The organism is Labrenzia sp. CP4 (assembly GCF_001579905.1).
In the GTDB taxonomy this organism is placed as follows: domain Bacteria; phylum Pseudomonadota; class Alphaproteobacteria; order Rhizobiales; family Stappiaceae; genus Roseibium; species Roseibium algicola.
On the sequence record NZ_CP011927.1, the window covers coordinates 4,850,509 to 4,869,659 of the forward strand.

The 19,151-nt window shown below is 58.3% G+C and carries 17 protein-coding genes; 10 read left to right on the forward strand and 7 right to left on the reverse strand.

Translation table 11 applies throughout. From position 1 onward, the window contains the following. Positions 1 to 19 precede the first annotated feature (19 nt). Complete coding sequence (locus ACP90_RS22190; protein WP_023001869.1) at positions 20 to 574, forward strand: hypothetical protein; 555 nt, start codon at positions 20 to 22, stop codon at positions 572 to 574. A gap of 133 nt (positions 575 to 707) precedes the next feature. On the opposite strand, the gene yghX is transcribed toward ACP90_RS22190, so the two are convergent. Both yghX and aroC read right to left on the reverse strand, forming a co-directional pair. Further along, the gene (yghX, locus tag ACP90_RS22195; protein WP_031269684.1) at positions 708 to 1,595 is read right to left on the reverse strand and encodes a YghX family hydrolase; all 888 of its coding nucleotides are present in this window, start codon (positions 1,593 to 1,595) and stop codon (positions 708 to 710) included. A gap of 140 nt (positions 1,596 to 1,735) precedes the next feature. Then, positions 1,736 to 2,821 (reverse strand): chorismate synthase, encoded by a 1,086-nt coding sequence (gene aroC, locus ACP90_RS22200; protein ID WP_062490115.1) that lies wholly within the window; start codon positions 2,819 to 2,821, stop codon positions 1,736 to 1,738. A gap of 312 nt (positions 2,822 to 3,133) precedes the next feature. Here aroC and ACP90_RS22205 point away from each other — a divergent pair, with 312 nt between their 5' ends. After that, the gene (locus ACP90_RS22205) at positions 3,134 to 5,407 is read left to right on the forward strand and encodes a bifunctional diguanylate cyclase/phosphodiesterase (RefSeq protein ID WP_062490117.1); all 2,274 of its coding nucleotides are present in this window, start codon (positions 3,134 to 3,136) and stop codon (positions 5,405 to 5,407) included. On the opposite strand, the gene ACP90_RS22210 is transcribed toward ACP90_RS22205, so the two are convergent. Next, positions 5,398 to 6,582, reverse strand: a complete 1,185-nt coding sequence (locus ACP90_RS22210) for a DUF3095 domain-containing protein (RefSeq protein ID WP_208993385.1) — start codon at positions 6,580 to 6,582, stop codon at positions 5,398 to 5,400. The two genes, ACP90_RS22205 and ACP90_RS22210, sit on opposite strands and share 10 nt — an antisense overlap. A 213-nt stretch (positions 6,583 to 6,795) precedes the next feature. Here ACP90_RS22210 and ACP90_RS22215 point away from each other — a divergent pair, with 213 nt between their 5' ends. Then, positions 6,796 to 7,449, forward strand: coding sequence for a hypothetical protein (locus ACP90_RS22215; RefSeq protein ID WP_062490119.1), 654 nt, complete (start codon positions 6,796 to 6,798; stop codon positions 7,447 to 7,449). Positions 7,450 to 7,601: 152 nt separating this feature from the next. Here the strand turns inward: ACP90_RS22215 and ACP90_RS22220 are convergent, their stop codons facing one another. Together ACP90_RS22220 and fabI are read right to left on the reverse strand one after the other, a co-directional pair. Then, a complete protein-coding gene (locus ACP90_RS22220; protein WP_082809829.1) occupies positions 7,602 to 8,246 on the reverse strand; it encodes a histidine phosphatase family protein in 645 nt (214 codons plus the stop codon). Positions 8,247 to 8,333: 87 nt separating this feature from the next. Further along, the gene (fabI, locus tag ACP90_RS22225) at positions 8,334 to 9,152 is read right to left on the reverse strand and encodes an enoyl-ACP reductase FabI (protein WP_023001876.1); all 819 of its coding nucleotides are present in this window, start codon (positions 9,150 to 9,152) and stop codon (positions 8,334 to 8,336) included. Positions 9,153 to 9,321: 169 nt separating this feature from the next. Here fabI and ACP90_RS22230 point away from each other — a divergent pair, with 169 nt between their 5' ends. The 4 genes from ACP90_RS22230 (at position 9,322) to ACP90_RS22250 (ending at position 15,578) form a co-directional block, all read left to right on the forward strand. After that, entirely contained in the window at positions 9,322 to 10,734 is a 1,413-nt protein-coding gene (locus ACP90_RS22230) for an FAD-binding oxidoreductase (RefSeq protein ID WP_062490120.1), read from the forward strand. Between the two features lie 303 nt (positions 10,735 to 11,037). Beyond that, positions 11,038 to 12,318, forward strand: coding sequence for a hypothetical protein (locus ACP90_RS22235; RefSeq protein WP_062490122.1), 1,281 nt, complete (start codon positions 11,038 to 11,040; stop codon positions 12,316 to 12,318). Between the two features lie 946 nt (positions 12,319 to 13,264). Beyond that, positions 13,265 to 14,728: a chromosomal replication initiator protein DnaA gene (dnaA, locus tag ACP90_RS22240; RefSeq protein ID WP_062491873.1), complete on the forward strand. Its 1,464-nt coding sequence runs from the start codon at positions 13,265 to 13,267 to the stop codon at positions 14,726 to 14,728. A 418-nt stretch (positions 14,729 to 15,146) separates the two neighbouring features. Then, entirely contained in the window at positions 15,147 to 15,578 is a 432-nt protein-coding gene (locus ACP90_RS22250; RefSeq protein WP_062490125.1) for a glyoxalase superfamily protein, read from the forward strand. A gap of 107 nt (positions 15,579 to 15,685) precedes the next feature. On the opposite strand, the gene ACP90_RS22255 is transcribed toward ACP90_RS22250, so the two are convergent. Together ACP90_RS22255 and ACP90_RS22260 are read right to left on the reverse strand one after the other, a co-directional pair. Further along, positions 15,686 to 16,561 carry a methyltransferase gene (locus ACP90_RS22255; protein ID WP_062490126.1) on the reverse strand — a complete coding sequence of 292 codons (876 nt, stop codon included), beginning with the start codon at positions 16,559 to 16,561 and terminating at the stop codon, positions 15,686 to 15,688. Between the two features lie 78 nt (positions 16,562 to 16,639). After that, entirely contained in the window at positions 16,640 to 17,398 is a 759-nt protein-coding gene (locus ACP90_RS22260; RefSeq protein WP_062490128.1) for an SOS response-associated peptidase, read from the reverse strand. A 114-nt stretch (positions 17,399 to 17,512) separates the two neighbouring features. Between ACP90_RS22260 and ACP90_RS22265 the strand changes: the two genes are divergently transcribed. The 3 genes from ACP90_RS22265 to ACP90_RS22275 are packed head-to-tail and all read left to right on the forward strand — an operon-like array spanning position 17,513 to position 19,002. Next, positions 17,513 to 18,025, forward strand: coding sequence for a hypothetical protein (locus ACP90_RS22265; protein ID WP_031269690.1), 513 nt, complete (start codon positions 17,513 to 17,515; stop codon positions 18,023 to 18,025). Positions 18,026 to 18,084: 59 nt separating this feature from the next. Beyond that, the gene (locus ACP90_RS22270) at positions 18,085 to 18,531 is read left to right on the forward strand and encodes an NUDIX hydrolase (protein WP_062490129.1); all 447 of its coding nucleotides are present in this window, start codon (positions 18,085 to 18,087) and stop codon (positions 18,529 to 18,531) included. Between the two features lie 60 nt (positions 18,532 to 18,591). Then, complete coding sequence (locus ACP90_RS22275; protein WP_062490130.1) at positions 18,592 to 19,002, forward strand: TIGR02301 family protein; 411 nt, start codon at positions 18,592 to 18,594, stop codon at positions 19,000 to 19,002. Positions 19,003 to 19,151: the final 149 nt, after the last annotated feature.

Below are 19,151 nucleotides of genomic sequence, written 5' to 3' on the forward strand. Positions count from 1 at the left end.
CCTTCGGAAGGGGCCATTCATGGCGGCGAAGAAAGAGGCAGTCAAACAAGAGGAAAACGTGAAGCCGACACCGGTGCCCTTCACCGTCGGCTTTAACCGCAGTCAGAGCGAAAGCATTGTCTACGGCAGCCTCATCCTCGGCATTCTGTTCGCCGTGATCGGGATTGTCGGCAATCTTCCCTTGCTGGCCCTCGCCGCCCTCGCCCCGCTCGCAATTGCCTTCTGGCACTATCCGATGATCGAAAAAGGCAAGCCACAGCTCGGCGCCAACGAAGACGGGCTTTATGTGGAACGCATCGGTTTCATCGACTGGGCCGCAATCCGGATGACGGACGTCAAACGGACGTCCGTCCGCAACATCGAGCTGGTCCGGCTGGACGTCCTCCTGACCCGTTCACTGGATGACGCCGTCACCAAGGCACAGACCTTTCCGGTCTGGAAAAAGTTCATGATGCGCAACTGGAAGCGCACGCCGCGCGAGCATGGCCGGGAGCTGATTGCGATCAACCTGCACACGCTTGCAGCCGACCCGGAAGAAATCCTGAGCCGCATCCGCGCCTTCAAGTTTGTCTGAGATATCGCGGCCCCGGCACCAAGTCGGGCCGGAATTTGTTGGAAGACGACCAAACCAAGCCTGCTCATCGTGATCATCCCGGCCGGGCAAAGCCGGAACCGGGATGAGGTGAGACGAGCAGACCCAGGCAACCCTACATCAGGTTTTCCTTGAAGAAGTCGACGGTTCTCTGCTCTGCGAGCTTTGCAGCCTCTTCGTCGTAGCGCGGTGTCGTGTCGTTATGGAAGCCGTGGTTCACGCCCGGATACATATGCGCCACGTAGGTCTTGCCGTTGGCCTTCAGAGCTTCCTCATACGCCGGCCAGCCCGCATTGATGCGCTCGTCCAGCTCGGCATATTGCAGCATCAGGGGCGCTTCGATCTTGGAGACATCCGCAGGATCCGGCTGACGTCCATAGAAAGGCACGCCCGCGGCAAGCTCCGGATAGGCGACCGCAATTGCATTGACCACACCGCCGCCGTAGCAGAAACCAACCGCCCCAACCTTGCCGGTGCTGTCGTCACTGTTGAGGAGATACTCGAAGCCGGCGAAGAAATCATTCATCAGCTTGGTGCCATCGACCGTACGCTGCAATTCGCGACCCTGATCGTCACTGCCCGGATAACCGCCGACCGAGGTCAGTCCGTCCGGCGCCAGCGCCATGAACCCGGCCTTGCCGAGGCGGCGCGCGACATCCTCGATATATGGATTGAGACCGCGGTTCTCATGCACGACCAGCACCGCCGGCAGCTTGCCGGTCGCACCTGCGGGCTTCACCAGATAACCGTTGACCTCGCCATGGCCGTTTGGTGACGGGTAAGTGATGCGTTCGGTGACGATCCCCGCATCATCGGGAGCAACCTGTTGTGCCAACGCATAATTGGGAGAAAGCTGATCCAGCAGCATGGCCGCCGTCAGTCCACCAACCGCGAATTTTGCTGCCCCGTTCATGAACTCGCGCTTGGTAATCTTTCCATGCGCGTAGAAATCATAAAGATCCAGAAGCTCCTGAGGAAAATCCTTTGCCGTCATACGGCGCACAGGCGTCATTTCATTCATGTCATTACTCCCTGAAATGCATGAGACGTCATGCTGGAGATAAAACTAGAGAGATGACGGGCAAGGTCCATGGCCCTTGCCTTCCGGAATTGTAACGAGTTGTAACGCTGCGAAGTTGCTCGTCAGCCGATCTGGCCGCGATGACGCAGGAAATGGTCCGCCAGAATGCAAGCCATCATCGCTTCGCCGACCGGCACCGCGCGAATGCCGACGCAAGGGTCATGCCGGCCCTTCGTCATGACGTTGACCTCTTCACCCTTGCTGGTAATCGACTTGCGCTCGGTGAGGATCGAAGACGTCGGCTTGACCGCGAACCGGACAACCAAGGGATCGCCGTTGGAGATCCCGCCCAGAATACCGCCGGAATTGTTGCTCAGGAAGACGGGACGGCCGACATCATCAAGGCGGATCTCGTCTGCATTGTCTTCACCTGTCAGGCTTGCGGCATCGAACCCGTTGCCGACCTCGACCCCCTTGACCGCATTGATCGACATCATCGCAGCAGCAAGATCCGTGTCCAGCTTGCCGTAGATCGGCGCGCCCCAACCGGCGGGGACACCTTCGGCAACGACTTCGATGACGGCACCGACGGAAGACCCGGCCTTGCGGATGCCGTCCAGATAGTCCGCCCAGAATGCGGCGGCCTTTGCGTCCGGAGAAAAGAAGGCGTTGTTGTCGACTTCCGCCCAGTCCCAGTTGGCCCGGTCGATCTTGTGCGGTCCAACCTGCACCAAAGCGCCGCGAACGGTTACGCCCTGCAATACCTTGCGTGCGACGGCCCCGGCGGCAACGCGCATGGCGGTTTCGCGCGCTGAGGACCGGCCACCGCCACGATAGTCGCGGATACCGTATTTGGCGTCGTAGGTGAAATCGGCATGGCCGGGACGGAACCGGTCCTTGATCTCCGAATAGTCCTTGGAGCGCTGGTCGGTGTTTTCGACAAACAGTGAAATCGGCGTCCCGGTCGTTTTCTGGATACCGTCCTCGTCAACCATGACACCGGACAGGATCTTCACTTCATCCGGCTCGCGCCGCTGCGTGGTGAAGCGGGACTGGCCCGGCTTGCGCTTGTTCATGAAGCCCTGAATATCGGTCTCCGTCAGGGGAATGAGCGGCGGGCAGCCGTCCACCACGCAACCGATAGCGGGACCGTGGCTTTCGCCCCAGGTGGTGACCCGGAAAAGATGACCAAAACTGTTATGCGACATGAACGGTGACCGAGGCTTGCAATTGAACTGTCAGGCGCCGAGCGATACGCCATCGCGCCCGCAAGCTCAAGCCCGCAGCCGGGAATACAGGTATTTTTGGCAAGTCCATTCGTCCACCACCCTTGTCAAAATTAAAGGCAAGTAGATATCGAATGGAAGCTGACGTCCTTGGTACGCGTTTCACGATGTCTTGAATTAACGACCTAGGAAATCGCGCGAACCGTTCGCAAAAATTCGACCCTTGATTTGCTAATCCTTAAACCTCTACCGTTATTACACGTTGGGATCTAATAAACACCAAGAGGCAAAACGTTGCGGATCAGGGGCTGGCTGACTGGACTGATCGTATTTCTGCTGGCACCCAGCCTGCTCTTTGCCTCACTCTGGTTTCATAATAAATTCGAGAAGGTCAACTCAATCGACCACAGCCTGGCCGGGCTGCACCTGATCGAGGCACTCGGGCCGCTGATGCAGGAGAAAGCGCTCACCGGCAAGATCAGGGAGACGCCGGTCCAACTGCGCGAACGCCTGGAAACTCTCGGGGGAAATGAGCTTTCCGCCGACCTCGTTCAGCCGCTCGACACCTTCCTGAACGAAGGCAACATTCCGCTCGCACTTCGGCAGGCCCGTATCCTCGCCTCGATGATCTCCCAGGTCACCAGGCTGAGTTCGACTTCATCTTTCGAGACCGCAAAACTTCCGCATCTGATCACCGACACCATGCCGACCGTTGTGATCGAATCCGCGATCATGGCAAGCAATGCGAAAAGCATTTCCAGCCGGGGCGAGATCAACGTCTGGGACAAGATGCTGATCCCCGTGCAGGGAGGCCAGTACAAGATTGCCGCCGACGGGGCATCGCGGGACACGGTTGATTACTTTAACGACCTGACCGGTGAGCAAGCCGATCTCCTGCAAAAACAGGCGAGAGCCTTCCGGACAACGAACGTCGCCTTTCAGACCGCAGGTTCGAAACTGCTCTCTTCCACAATCACCGCCTCAAAGGGGGCGGATGTCATCGCCCAGCCCGTGGTGGAGATGCAGCCTGCCCTGGTCAGTGCCGCGTTCGACCTTTGGCAGTCCACCGTCGATTATCTCCTGATGGACCTGCAGAGGCAGCGATCCGAGACACTGTTTGCGGTTACACTTGCCGGACTTGTCGGCGGACTGGTCATTGTTGCAGCTTTTGCAATTGCCATCGCCCTGTCGCGCGCACTTGCCGACAGGACGCAGCAGGAATTCGAAAATCTCGGATTTCACGACCCCCTGACCGGACTGCCGAACCGCCGCGCCCTTTTGAATACGATACGCAACCTGCCACCGGCAGAGCCGAGAACGCGCACGGGTGCAATCCTGATAGACCTGCGCCAGTTCAAGAAGGTGAACGACCGGTTCGGGGACCACAACGGCGATTCACTTCTGCGCCAGGTGGCCGAACAGCTGACCCAGCACGCGGAACCGGAAGACTTCCTGTGCCGGACAGGTGGAACGGAGTTCCTGTTTCTGCGTCCGCGCCTCAAGAAGGCGGCGCAGTTCGAGCAACTGGCTTTCACACTTCTCCAGGAAATTGCGACCGACCGGATCATCGGCAACAACAGGTCGGCCATCGAGGCGAATGCGGGCATCTTCATCAGCAGTCCGGGCGAGCAGGTCTTCGATCATTTGCTGACCGATGCGGCTCTGGCCCTGAGAGCGGCCAAGCAAAAGGGGCCGCGCAAGTTCGATCGCTTCACCCCTGCAATGCGCGCTGCCTTCGAGGAAAGTGACGAGATTGCCAAAGAGCTGCAGAATGCGCTCAAGAACGGCAATATCGTTGCCTGGTTCCAACCGCAGGTGAATATTCACACGGGCGAAGTTGTCGGCGCAGAAGCCCTCGCCCGGTGGATTGATGAAGACGAGATCCGGTATCCAGGCGCTTTCCTGCCCGCCGCAATGGAAGTCGGGTATCTGGAGGAGATCGAGGAGGCCGTGCGCAGCCGGGCGCTGAAGTTTGCCGCCAGCCTGAGCGGCAAGACGAGGCCAGCCATACATCTGGGCCTGAACGTGACCGCCAGTCTGCTGACAAGCGCCAAGGCGGTGGATGCGCTCCACAGGCAGGTGCTTGACCTGGGACTTCAGCCTGCAGATGTCAGCCTGGAAATCCTGGAAGCGGTGATGATCGACGAAATCACGGCCACCCCCATCAAGCAGAATATCGCCCGCCTGTCGGAACTGGGGTTCTTCATCGAACTGGACGACTTTGGAACCGGCCATTCAAGCATTTCGAGCCTGCGCGATCTGAAGGTTGACCGGGTCAAGATCGACAGGAGCTTCATTTCCGGCGTCGATGCCGACCCCGCCCTGCAGAAATTCACCAGTGCGTTGATCAATCTTGCCAAGAGCCTCGACATCAGTGTCCTTGCCGAAGGTGTGGAAACCGAAGGCGAGCGTGACTGGCTGAAACGCCACGGATGCGACGTCATCCAGGGGTTCCTCATATCAAAGGCCGTTCCCGACAGCGACCTTGCGATGATGATCCTGAAACAGAATTTTGCACACCCAATGCCCGCCCTGGAACGGCACGGCGCGCTGCGCAGTCAGGCCTGACCAACCGCCTTCGGAACCATGTTCGCCTGCCGTTTCTTGAATTCGGCAGCTGCCAGAGAAAACCCGCCGTCAGCCCCGTCGACGAAATGGATATGCCGGCTTTTGCCGATATCCTCGACAAAGCAGGTCATCAGAGCGGACGTGGACACATGCAGCCCGAACACCAGATCCCCGGCGGCATAACCAGCTTTCAGATAGTCTTCGACCCCTGCAAACTGCTCCGGTGTCAGATCCAGCACGAGCTGAAGGCTGTCGCCGACCTTGCGATGGTCAGTGTTGAGGCCAAGTTCGGGAAAGTATCGTTTCGGGTCAAAAGGGCCGATGCGCCAGCCCGTGTGATAGCTGACGACGAAGACCATCGCCTCCAGCAACGCCTTTGCCCATCCGCGAAAGTCTTTTCCCGGTGAGCCCAGGCGCACCTCATGACGCGTGCCGGTTGGTGGAAAGCGAAAACGAAGACGCGTCTTGTCCGCCAGTCTCATCCGGCTGTCATCCCTCGAGGGATCATAGCCGAGTTTATCGGCCAGCCCCCGCAGGACATCCTGCATTGGAATACGTCCGGTCGGCTTGACGATCAGGGAAACGATGTGTCCGTTTCGTGAAGGAAGCGGTTCCCATCTGCAGGAAAGCCCATCGAGCGGCGGTAACGCGGCATCGGGGAGAGAGATCTCAAACGGACGTGCTTTTTCCGGATCTTTCAGAATATTGTCCGCGACGGCCAGGCCATCCCCCAGGATCATGGCCAGGTGATTGCCCGGGCTGAGCTGGTACTTGCGCACACGGACGTCGCCCCCAAGATCCCGCAGATGAGCGACCGGAATTGCAGCGGCGCGCAGCTCCAGCTCCATGACCTGGCGTGCCAGACCGACAACACCGGCCAGCGCGTCGCTGGCTGCCTCGACATCGTGTTCGGACACGACCAGCATCGCGCCATCTCCGCCGAAGACAAACGGTACACGGTCGCTGCCGATCCGGTTCAACACCGCGGCGATCACCGCGGCGCCAACCATGTTGACTTCCTTGTACCGGCCCTGTGCGACCGCATCGCTGGAGCGAACTATGTCGGCAGCAAGAACGTACCAGTCGTCCGGCACCGGCCGGTAATCGGCCAGATCCCCGACCGTGCTGAAATCTGAAAAGCTTGGCAGTTCGCTATAAAATTCATTGGCGGACACGGCACCTGACCCGGATTGTCTCCAGGTTCCCTCGCAATCGCTGTAAACATCTACGCCGCAGCTGCTTCGCCCGATCACCATCACTGGACAAGCCTGAGGCACGGATGGTCGGGGGCTCCTTTGCAGTGCCCAAGGTCACACGTAAAGCGGCCTTCACATGCGTACATTTCGAACAGCAAACGCTCATGGCCCGTTGTACCAGAGGAAACCGAAATGACGTATTCAAGAACCGCTTTCGATCAGGATCTACTGACACTTTCCTACAATCACTATGAGCTGAACGAACTGAGGCAGAACCCCTGGGACACCAACCGGACCCAATTTGAATCACCTGGCGATGCAAACAGCAAGATCAGCCTGTCACACATATCAAGACACACCGCGTGGGCCGTCTACGACAAAGTCGCCCGTTCCGGTGGCGAGATGTATGTCGGGAGACTGGCGCAGACCCAACAGCTTTACCGGCGCTTCAACCTGGAAGACCCGACGCATTTCAACCTGACCCCCGGTCTTCCAATCAATGTCCAGAAGCTTGCACGCTGGTCGGTGTGCATCAACGACTGCTGGATCCTGGGGGCGATTCACACCCACAAGAAATTCTGTCTCGTTACCAAGATCCGCAATCCGGGTGAAATTTACGATTACGGACGCGGCTTCTTCATCGTGACAGGGCGTGAGCTTTATGGCCTGAGCAAGTTCGGCTACGAGCCGGAACGGGAATGGGGAAGCGTGATGACCTTTGTCTGCACCAACAAGCAGAAGGCCGACCGTGCGACGCTCAGGAATTACGCCACCCTCATGGGACAAGCTGCCAATAGCGTTGTCGCAAAAGCGAAGATTTCCCTGTATGCCCAGGGTATCTACTGAGCCAATGGAGGAATGCCGCAGATCTTTGATATGGCGGATTGGTTCCGGCTTGTTTCAAGACTGGATTGGTGAGTTCCGCAGACAGATCTTTCCCGCATGCAGACCTGCAACAGGCTGTCGCAAGCTACAATCGAACGCCGACGAAGGGGCTGTCAAACGATCTCGAAAGCGCCCTTACGCCAGACAAAGACCTTGTCCTGCGGCACATCCAGCTTGGGAACAGAAACCGTGTCCAGCCCTTCCAGCAAGCCGCGCAGGACGCGGAAGACACCGCCATGCGACACGACGACCGAAGGCCGATCAACGGTCACCAGCCAGCGCCCGATACGCTCGGCCAACATCTTGTAGCTTTCGCCCTTGGGGGGAACGAAGCCCCACTTGTCGGCGCGGCGCTGCAGAATCAGATCCTGCTCTTCCTCTGCCAGTTCTTCCAGCGTGAAGCCTTCCCAGTCGCCGAAGGTGATCTCCTTGAGTTGATCCTCAAGGCGGTAGGCCTCCACCGAAAGGTCCATGGACTGGCGCAGCAACTCCATTGTCGAGCGCGTGCGGTGGAGCGGTGAGGATACGAAATCCAGACCGGCGGGATCGATCATCTCCTGCTCCAGAAACGCTTTGAGACGCTTGCCGTTGCCGCTAGCCTGGCCGCGCCCCGTGTCGTTCAGCGGAATGTCCCTTTGCCCCTGCATGCGCCCTTCGAAGTTCCAGTCCGTCTGGCCATGGCGGACAAAGATCAGGAACTCCGGATCGTGCAGCCTGGGCAGCAGGTCGGATTTCGGGGCACTCAGCACAGATGTCATTTCAGTTTCCGGTATGCGGGATCACCCCTGGCGGGCGGGGCCGGACAATATGAAAATGGCCGGTGCGAAACCGGCCATTCGAAACGGTCAATCCTTGACGACGGAAATGTCCGGGGCGTCCACCGCCTTCATGCCGACAATGTTGTAGCCGCAGTCAACGTGCTGGATCTCGCCGGTAACACCACGGCCGAGGTCTGACACCAGGAACAACGCGCTGTCGCCGACTTCCTCGATCGTCACCGTGCGGCGCAGAGGAGAGTTGTATTCGTTCCACTTCAGAATGTAGCGGAAGTCGCCGATACCGGAGGCAGCCAGCGTCTTGATCGGCCCAGCGGAAATCGCGTTGACGCGAATGTTCTGCGGGCCGAGGTCCATCGCCAGATACTTCACGCTGGTTTCCAGCGCGGCCTTGGCAACGCCCATGACATTATAATGCGGCATAACCTTCTCGGCGCCGTAATAGGTCAGCGTCAGAATGGAACCACCGTCGGGCATCAGCTTCTCGGCGCGCTGGGTGACAGCCGTCAGCGAGTAGCAGGAAATGTCCATGGTGCGGGCGAAGTTATCGGAAGACGTATCGACGAAACGGCCGGTCAGTTCGGATTTGTCGGAGAAGGCAACGGCATGGACGAGAAAATCGATCTTGCCCCATTTGTCTTCCAGCGTCTTGAAGACCGCATCGATGGAGGCGCCATCGGTCACGTCGCAATGGCCGACAACAATGGCGTTCAACTGGTCTGCCAGTGGCTCCACGCGCTTCTTCAACGCATCACCCTGGTAGGTCAGAGCCAGTTCAGCTCCCGCGTCGGCCAGTGCTTTGGCAATGCCCCAGGCAATTGACTTGTTGTTCGCCACACCCATGATCAGGCCGCGTTTGCCATTCATCAGTCCGCGCGTTTCCGCCATCGTCGTCTCCGAAAGAATTCCAATACCACCCCAGCGGGCTGGCTTCCTATGGCACAAGGGGTTTGTTCCTTCAAGAGACACGGTGACGGAATGAACCGTCGACGCCAGCGCTTTCAGACACTATGTTGGCGCCCGAATTTTACTGTCAAACTTCACGAGGACCCCGCTCATGGAGCGTACTGCCCATGCCGACCGCTTCGCCGAGATGATCGGCGCAGCCAACGTTCTGACAAGTCCGGACGACCAGGCTCCCTACCTCACCGAATGGCGCGACCTGTATCAGGGCGTCACTCCCATGGTGCTGCGCCCGGGCAGCACCGAAGAGGTGAGCGCCGTCATGACCTATGCGTATCAGAACGATCTCAAGGTCGTGCCGCAAGGCGGCAACACTGGCCTTGTCGGTGGCCAGATTCCGCAGGAAACCGGGGATGAAATCGTCCTTTCGCTGTCACGCCTCAACAAGGTTCGTGCGGTAGATCCGGCCGGCTTCACCATTACGGCCGAGGCCGGTGTGGTGCTGGAGACGCTTCAGAATGAAGCTGAAAACGTCGACAGGTTGTTCCCGCTTGCGCTCGGGGCGCAGGGCTCCTGCCAGATCGGCGGCAACATTTCCACGAACGCGGGCGGCACCGCCGTTCTGGCCTATGGCAACACACGCGATCTGGTTCTGGGCCTCGAGGTGGTGCTGCCGACAGGGGAGATCTGGAACGGTCTCAGAACCCTGCGCAAGGACAATACCGGTTATGATTTGAAACAATTATTTATCGGTGGTGAAGGTACTCTGGGCATCATTACAGCCGCAGCGCTGAAACTTTTCCCCAGGCCCAAGAAGCTTGAGGCCGCTTTTGTCGGCCTGCCGGACCCGCACGCCGCCCTCAAGCTGTTCACCCTTGCCAAGGCACAGGCCGGACCGGTTCTGACCGGCTTTGAAATCATGCCGCGCGTTGGCGTCGAATTCTGCCTGCGCCACCTGGAAGGCGCACGAGACCCGCTAGAGGGCGAACATGCCTGGTACGTGCTGATGGAGCTGTCCAGTGGTTCTGAAGCCTTTCCGGTGCGGGACCTGATGGAAAGCATTCTCGGCGAAGCATTTGAAGAAGGCCTGGTGGAAGACGCCGCCTTTGCCCAGAACCTGACCCAGGTTCAGGATTTCTGGCACATCCGCCACGGGATGTCGGAAGTGCAGAAGCCCGAGGGTGGCTCGATCAAGCATGACGTTTCCGTGCCGGTTGCCTCGATCCCGAACTTCCTGGACAAGGCCATGGCCGCGGTAGAGGACTTCGTGCCCGGATGCCGGCCTGTTCCGTTCGGTCATATCGGCGACGGCAATATCCACTTCAATGTCAGCCAGCCGGTGGGCGCCGACAAGGAAGGCTACCTGGCGAAATGGGATGAGATGAACACCATTGTTCATGGCATCGTCGGCGAGTTCGGCGGCAGCATCTCCGCAGAGCATGGCATCGGCCGCCTCAAGCGCGATCTCCTGAAGGACGTCAAGCAGGGGATTGAGCTGGATCTCATGAAGCGGATCAAGGACGCATTCGACCCCAAGGGACTGTTGAACCCGGGCCGCGTTCTCTAGGGCGCTTCGCCTGCTCTTGAAGGCAGACATTACGTCCGCACGTTTGAAAGCCGGTCATCGGCAGATATCGACAAACAAGAAGTGCCGGTGCCAAAAGCGCCGGCATTTTTTTGCTGTCCGAACCTCTCAAGTCAAAGCGGCTTTGCCAGCGTGGTCTGCATTCCAAATCCGCTTCAATGAGGGATGTATTCTTAAAGCTTTATTCAGCACTCTTTGGTTGCATTATTGTGAGATTGCACGAAAAAGTATCTCATTTCTGAGCGCAAGACTTCCGCAAAAACCCTTTATTTCAGGCGACCCACCATGACGACAACCAAATGGACATGTTCCGTCGACAGCAATGGAACCGCAAATCTTTACTGCGAACTCACCGAAGACGGACAACAGCCCACGACCGAGAAGGTCAAATTGAAAGGGGTCTGCTATTCCCCTGCCCCGATCAACGGTTCCAACTCCTATGCCCCCGCCCTGGGTGACTGGTATTGGGACGACTTCGAAGCAGGCTCCACTTTCATTTCCAGCTGGTCACCCTTGCTGTCCCGCGACTTCCCCAATTTCAGAAACCTCCACAACAATGCACTACGGGTCTACTGCATGCTGTCACGGCAGCTGGAAGGCAACGGAACCTTCCCTTCCCCCTGGGACAACGGCCACTATTTCACGCATAAGAACTTTCTGGACCTGGCCTGGGACAAGTCTGCTCCGCCAGAAGCAAAGATGCGCCGGTCCGTCCTGGTCGGCATCCCCTTGCCTGCCACGATGTTCTGGAAGACCCAATACGACCAGGCCTCACAGGTAGAGATCGACTACTGGACGAATGTCCTGCGGGAGACCGTCAGATCCGTAGCAGATCATCCGGCGGTGATGGGGTTCACCATTCAGAACGAACAGGACGGCGCCGACGTTTGCTACAACAATCCGGAATGGGCCACTTTCTGGTGGGGCCAGGTGGAGAAAATGGCAGCCATCGTCAAGGAAGAAGCTCCTGGCAAGCTGGCCGGCATGGCCACCCACGACGACCCGAACATTCCCCTGAAGGCGTCCTCCTACATGGAGAACTGCCCGAGCATCGACTTCTGGGGCGTCAACACCTACCAGACCGAGACCTTTGAAAGCATCTTCAAGGACTACGGCAGCCTGCCGCCAAAGGCGTTGAAACCCGTTCTCTTCACCGAGTGGGGCATGCCGGCAACCAGTCACCGGGACCCGAACAATCCCGGAACCATTTATGCCGACGATCAGACCTGCAGCAAGGCGGCGCAAGTTGCGCAGAAAATGCTGCCTCAGGCCTTTGCTCATCCGCTTTGTATCGGGCTTTACTACTTCGAATATTGCGATGAACTGTGGAACCAGCCTGAAGCCCCCAACATCTACACCTGGTGGGGCGGCCCGCCTGCGCCCGGTTTCCCCAACGGATACTGGGACAACGACGGCTTTGGCCTCGTTTCGGTGCAACGGGGTCCCGGCCTGCCCAACGACGCGCCCATCTGGGAGAACACCGGCCCAAAGTTTCCGATAGATGTGCACACGAACAGAAACAATCTGTTCTCGACTGTTGCGAATGTTTTCAAGACGACAACTTGAGCTGACAAGCTGCGGAGCCGGCGCACCCCAAGCCGGTTTCGCCACGTCGGCGTAGCCGAACTTCGTGATTTACTGATCTCTACTTGGAAAGCGCCAGGTCTCAGCTATGTAAAAGCACCTAGTGCCGGGGAGGCCTGCCCCGCCCGCAACAGCCTCAAGGGATCAATTGTCAAAACTTGCAGGTTGCCGAAGTTTCTTCGGTGCTGGGGATAAGGTTCGTTCGATCTGCCAAATACGAATGCCCCATCAACGTATGCATTGATACGGTCAGGATCCTGATCTGTCAGCAGTTTACGGGAACGGCAACCAGGTCCGGGTTCTGGTTTTGCCGGTCATAAAGCCTGTTTTCAGGCCCCCCATTTTCCCCAGCTTCCACCACCATACGGACCTGCCAGACCGGTTAGGTGGAACGTTAGCCGATTCAGTCACCATGTCACGGGTGAACCGGCGCGTACGCACCCCTGTCATAAACGACATTATCTTTCGATTTAAGCCGGCTTTTTCCTTGGCTAAACTTCTTAATTTGACAGCGTCCTTTTGAAAACTCGCAGAAAAAATCCTGAAAAGTTAAATTTTTCCTAAAATCGTCTTCAAGCTCACAGGCAGAGCGGAAACAGCGACAGGAGAAAAACTGGGTCGGGACTTGCGGCATGTCCTGACGATGACGAAACGCAAGATTCGCTATGTAAAATTTACATGCGCAGTGCCCGTCATCTACAAAAATTACAATATGAAACGTCTATGACCTCATAAAAATAAGCTATTTGTAAATATGGTAAGCAAAAGGTTAATGGTGTTTCATAGGCGCTAATAAGCCATCCGGTCTGGAGACCCAAAATGGGCAAAAGACCTAACGAAAGAAACGGGCAGCGAGGCGGAACGTCGTTGCTCATAGACAGTGCACGGGGGGGAGCGGTTCCAAACGGTCCCTCCAATGGAGGCCACAATGCAGGTTCAGAACTTAGCTGGTTCGGATCAATGGGATCGTGTGAAAAAGGAACTGAGAAACGAGCTCGGTGACGATGTATTTTCCAACTGGTTCGGCAGAGTAAACCACGAAGAAACCACGGGCGATGCAGTCCGCCTGTCGGTACCCACCCGCTTCCTGAAAAACTGGATCCAGAACAACTACGAGAAGCAGCTCGTCGGACTCTGGAAACGTGAGCAGGACGATATCAACCGTATCGAGCTAACCGTTCGCGGTGCTCTGCGTCCTCGTCAACTCAATGTCGGTCTTGCCCCCAAGGCGATCTCCGCCCGGCGGATCAGCGGCCGTCCCGGCCCCTTCAGCAGCACGCCCCAATTCGGCGCGTCCCATGGCATGTCGGTCATTCCGTGCCTTGCGGACAGCAACGAGGATGCGGCGGCGGATTTCCTGAACGGTGCGTCTCTCAATCCGAAACTGACCTTCGACACCTTTGCCGAAGGCGCTTCGAACAGCCTTGCCTGTGCCGCCGTGCGCCAGATGGCTGCCGGCCACCAGGGCACGCTGGACTTGCTCTATATCCATTCGTCCACCGGCATCGGCAAAACCCACCTGCTGCAGGCAGCGGCGGCCGAAGCTCGCAAGACGGGACGGCAGGTTGCCTATCTGTCGGCTGAATTCTTCATGTACCACCTGGTGCCTGCTCTCAGAACGCCGGCCTTCCCGGTGCTGCGCCAGGCAATGCGCTCCATCGACCTGCTCCTAGTTGACGATCTCCAGTTCCTGCATGGCAAGCAGGCCGCGGACGAGTTCAGCAAGACGCTGGAACTGCTCATGGAGTCGCCGACCCAGATCATCATGGCAGCCGACCGCTCGCCTGAAGACCTCGATACGCTTGGCGATGCGCTGCGCTACCGGATCCAGAAAGGTGAAGTCGTCGGCATCCAGTCAACCGATTATGCGCTGCGCCACGATATCCTGAAGAAGCGGATCACCGCAGCGCGTCGCACACATCCGGGCTTCTCCGTTCCCGAAGATGTAGCCGACTACATCGCGCGCTACGTGATCGCTTCGGCCCGCGATCTGGAAGGCGCTCTCAATCGCCTGTTCGCTCACAACCAGCTGACAAAACAGCCGGTGACGATGGACCTGGCGGAAAAGACCCTGCACGACCTGGTGCGGATCGGCGAGCCGCGCTCCATCAAGGTGGAAGAGATCCAGCAGGTGGTGTGCAAGCATTTCAGCGTTACCAAGGCGGATCTCCTGTCGTCGTGCCGGGCGCGCACATTGGTCCGTCCGCGCCAGATCGCGATGTATATCGCCAAGGTGATGACCGGACGCTCGCTGCCGGAAATCGGCCGGCGGTTCGGCAACCGTGATCACACCACCGTGTTGCATGCGGTCCGCAAGATCGAGGACATGGTGTCCAAGGACAAGGCCCTTGCACAGGAAGTCGAACTCCTGAAGCGGCTGGTCCACGCCTGATCTGTTTCCGGGGACACCCCTCCCTCGGAAAACCTGCGGCGGCGGGCTTGCCCGTCTCCGCGATTGCCCTGCCCCCAATTCAGGGCAATCACCCTTCTGCGTCCGACGGGGCGCGGTCGAACTCAGGCGGTAAGAACCGCCGGGTGTTTCATCTTAACCTCCCTCTCCTTGAAGCCGCGCCAGCGGCTTTCTTTTTGCCGCGTTGACAGACCTCGAACCGGGGCGTATGCCTTGCGCCGGTTTGAGGGATCCGGCCGCCCGCAGGCTTCGGCCATGGTGAATTCCCTTGCGCAAGACATCTTGCAGCTTTGATCGACCTTCACGAGACAGTGCAGGCTGATGGCAACGCGGGCCCCATGAAGGGTCGCCGCCAATTGGCGAACACCTTACCGCCTGCCTTTCTTGGAAAGGTAATCCCATGACGCTGCCCAGCGTTGCCAATCTCAAAGCACAGGCCAAGCGCCTGCGCGCCGCGCTAGCTGCCAAGGGGCAGGATATCTCCCACAGCCAGGCGCTCGAACTCCTGTCCGCCCAATACGGCTTCAAGGACTGGAACACCGTATCCGCGACAGCCGCAAGACCAAACCAGATGCAGTTTGCCGTCGGCAACCGTGTCTCGGGCACCTACATGAAGCAGCCTTTCGAAGGAGAGGTGCTGTCGCTGACACGGGTTGGTCCTGCAGGCCAATACCGGGTGACCATCAAGTTCGACACGCCCGTGGATGTGGTCACCTTCGACAGTTTTTCTGCTTTTCGCAGTCGGGTCGTCGTTTTGATCAACGGTGACGGTGTTGCCGTCAAGCGAACGTCCGACGGTGAACCCTATCTGTGCATGCAAAGGGCTGACTGACGGAAAGGCGATAGTCTGCCGTGCCATCGGCCATGATGGAACGGCAGATGATCCCTGGCCTTCCCGTTGAATATCGAACCGAAAAAATGCTCTTCAGCGCATGGGCTCTAGCGCAGCCGCGCAATCACAAGGTGCCCGGGGACAGGATCTCCGTCCTCGAGACGAACGGTGATGGGGTCCATCGCGAGAATGTCGAAGCCCGCCGCATCCAGAGATGAGCGAATATAGCCTTCCCCTTGCGCAAACCGGCTTTTCGGCCCGACCATGTAGGGACGCCCTTCAAGTGCTTCTTCAGACAGGGTTTCGGTGGAGAAAGCCAGGTAACCGCGCGGTTTCAGACGGTCAACTGCACCGGCAAGAAATGGTTCAACCGCCCCCAGATAGGGAAACACGTCGGTTGCCGCGATCATGTCCCAGCTGGGACGAGAGCCATCGTCTTCCTCGAACTCCTCAAGGAATGCGACGGCCTCGCCCACATAAAGGTCGTCATAGACTTCCCGGTCATAGGCAAGTTCAACGATCCGCTCGGAGAGATCGACGCCGGTCCGGTGGCCAGTGCAATCGGCAAGAGCCATACCTGTAAGACCCGTGCCGCAGCCGAGGTCGAGCAATCGATCGAATGGGCCAATCTCAAGCTTCTGGACGAGATCGCGAACCAGCAGAGGCACGCAGTAACCAAGCTCATCGACCAGAATGTCGTCGAACACATCAGCGTGCTGATCGAATAGGGTCGCGACATAGGCATCCGGCATTTTCTGAGGGGCGGCTTCCGCACCGATTGCCGCCAGACGAATGCTGACACCGCCCGGGTCGTCCGGATCCAGCGCAAGGGCTTCGCGATAGGCCTGCGCGGCACCTGCCAGATCGCCCGATTTCTGCAGGGCGAGACCTCGATTATAGGCTTCGGCCAACGCTTCGTTCTCCGATGCGTCGTCTTCCAAGGCCTCGTCTAGCTCAAATTCAGGCGTGTCGTCGTTGCTCATGATCCATCCTTGCGGCTGCGCCCCTGCCCTACAGCCATGAGCCGACTTTTGCACGGCAATTCTGATGCCTGCGACGGTTCAGAACAGATCGAGCTGGTTCTTGTCCTCCTGCGATTTCCCCGCAGCTGACGGCTTGGCAACCTTTTTCAAGGGCACCGACATTTCTTCCGGCGATATCTCGCGCTGCACATCAGCATCGTCATTGGCGACCTTGTTCACCCGGTTGGAAACCGGCGTCGCGACCAGAAAATCGTCTTCTACCGGCTGCAGCAGCTTTTCGGCTTCACGCCTGTCGACGTTGGCAACATCCAGCCACGTTCCGAAATCTTCCCGTTTCAGGATCACCGGCATCCGGTGATGGATCGCAGACATCATCCGGTTGGACTGGATCGTCAGGATTGCGCCCGTGTCGATGTCACCGCCATCGGGATCCGACCAGGTTTCCCAAAGGCCGGCAAAGCCCATGACGTCGCCCTCCGCCGGACGGATCCAGAAAGGCTGCTTGCCTTCCGGCGTGCGACGCCACTCGTAAAAGCCGGACGCCGGCACGAGGCACCTGTGATGACGCATGGCATTGCGGAACGACGGTTTTTGCGACGCTGTTTCCGCCCGGGCATTGATCAGAAGCGTGAAGCTTGCCGGGTCCTTGACCCAGGGCGGCATCAAGCCCCAACGCACAAGATGAAAGCGGCGTGTGCCGTCGAGCGTCTGCCGCACGATGGCCAGCGGCTGGGTTGGCGCAATGTTGTATCGCGGCGGAAAATTGGGCTGATCGACATAGTCGAAGAAGCTGCGCACAGCATCCGGTGGTGTCGTCAGAGCCAGGCGGCCGCACATCGTTTTACTCCGGTTGGGGCCCCTGAAGCGGGGCAAACAGGGTTCCGCCAAGTTAGGCAATTGGAAATAAAAAAGAAGTACCGTAGGCCCCAAGTCAATAACAGGGGGACCGGTATGGAATGTTTGCATCCAGTTTTGGGCGCCGGGGAGCTGGCAGCCGAAAGGCTGGAACAGGCAAACATTAATCCCCAAACCGGTTTGGCGACCGATTATCTCAACCATTTCAATGAAGTCATGATGCTTCTGGAAATGCTGCCGGATATGCCGGATTGCGCCGAAGATGTTCTGGAGTGGGAGCCGCTCGACTATGAGGGCCATTTCGAGAACTCGAGTTTCAAGGACAAGAACCTGGCCATCATGGCCTATCATGCCGCCCCGAACTTCTTGCGCGAACACCTGGAAAAACAGGTTGCGGGCATCAACAGGCTCGTGGGCAAGATTCAGGACCAGCTGCGCGAGACACCGGATCCCGCAATGATCGCGACTGACATTGCCGACCGGGCCACGAACGAAATCAAGCCGCTGATAGCCGTTGCCGGTGCCGTCATCCACGGCCATGTGGAACCCGAAGCGACTCAGCACGAAGGCGAAGGCGCACAGGCGGAAATCGACGCTCTGTTCGCATAACGCCTTGGGGCTTATTGTGCCCGGACAGAATCAGCCGTCTTTCCGTCCGCCGAGGTTCCATGTCCAGGTTTTATCCGGAAGCGCCACGCGCCAGTGTCAGTGTCCTGTGCCATCGTGATGGCCGTGCCCTGCTGGTGAAGCGCGGCAGGCCTCCTTTCAAGGATCACTGGAGTTTGCCTGGTGGAGTGATCGAGCTTGGGGAGACCCTTCAGGAAGCGGCCGCGCGTGAACTGCTGGAGGAAACCGGTGTCACTGCGGCGATCAGCGAGCCTGTCGAGACCTTCGATTCCATCCAGAGAGATGATGACGGCCGTGTCGTCACGCACTTCATCCTGACCGTCTTTTGTGGGCCTTATGTATCGGGAACTGCAGTTGCCGCCGATGATGCCGCGGCGCTCGACTGGGTCGGCCTGGAAGATCTCGACGGGCTGCTGACCACACCTGGTACGCCGGACCGCATTCGGCGGCACCTGGCTATCCCTTCAGCCAAGCAACCAGACCTCTAATCTTTGGATCAACTTGCCATAGTGCTTGCGGTGCGGCGCCGGGTTCAGCATGATCCGCCCATGATCAAACGCCGAATGCACGTTTTCCTGTCCCGGACTGCTGTTGTTCTGGTCCTTGCGGCCATGTGCCCGGTGCAGGTTGTATCGGCGCAGGAAACCGCGATCGACGCGCCCCCTTACGAACAGCAACTCATGCGTCTGTCGGAGATATTCGGAGCGCTGCATTTCCTGCGACCGCTGTGCAAGGAAAGCGATAACCCGAGCTGGCGTGACCGCATGGAAGATTTCCTGGACGCTGAAACGCTGGACGAGAATCGCCGCCGAAGGTTCATTGAGCGATTTAACCAGGGTTATCGTGGTTTCTCAGTTGCTTACCGAGAGTGCACAGAGGCTGCCCGTCTCGCAATGGGACAGTACTTGAGCGAAGGCGAGGTCATCATCAGCGACGTCACCAGTCGCTATGGTCGGTAATTTTCGCAGAAATCTTCAAATCGTTACGAGTTGGTTAACCTTTTGAATCAAATTTGTGGGTGGCCGTTAAGTTTGCGTTCACGGTTACTTATCAGCGCGGTTCGCCGTGCTAGGATCATTACTCAAGATTCGGGGCAGGAACACGCGGG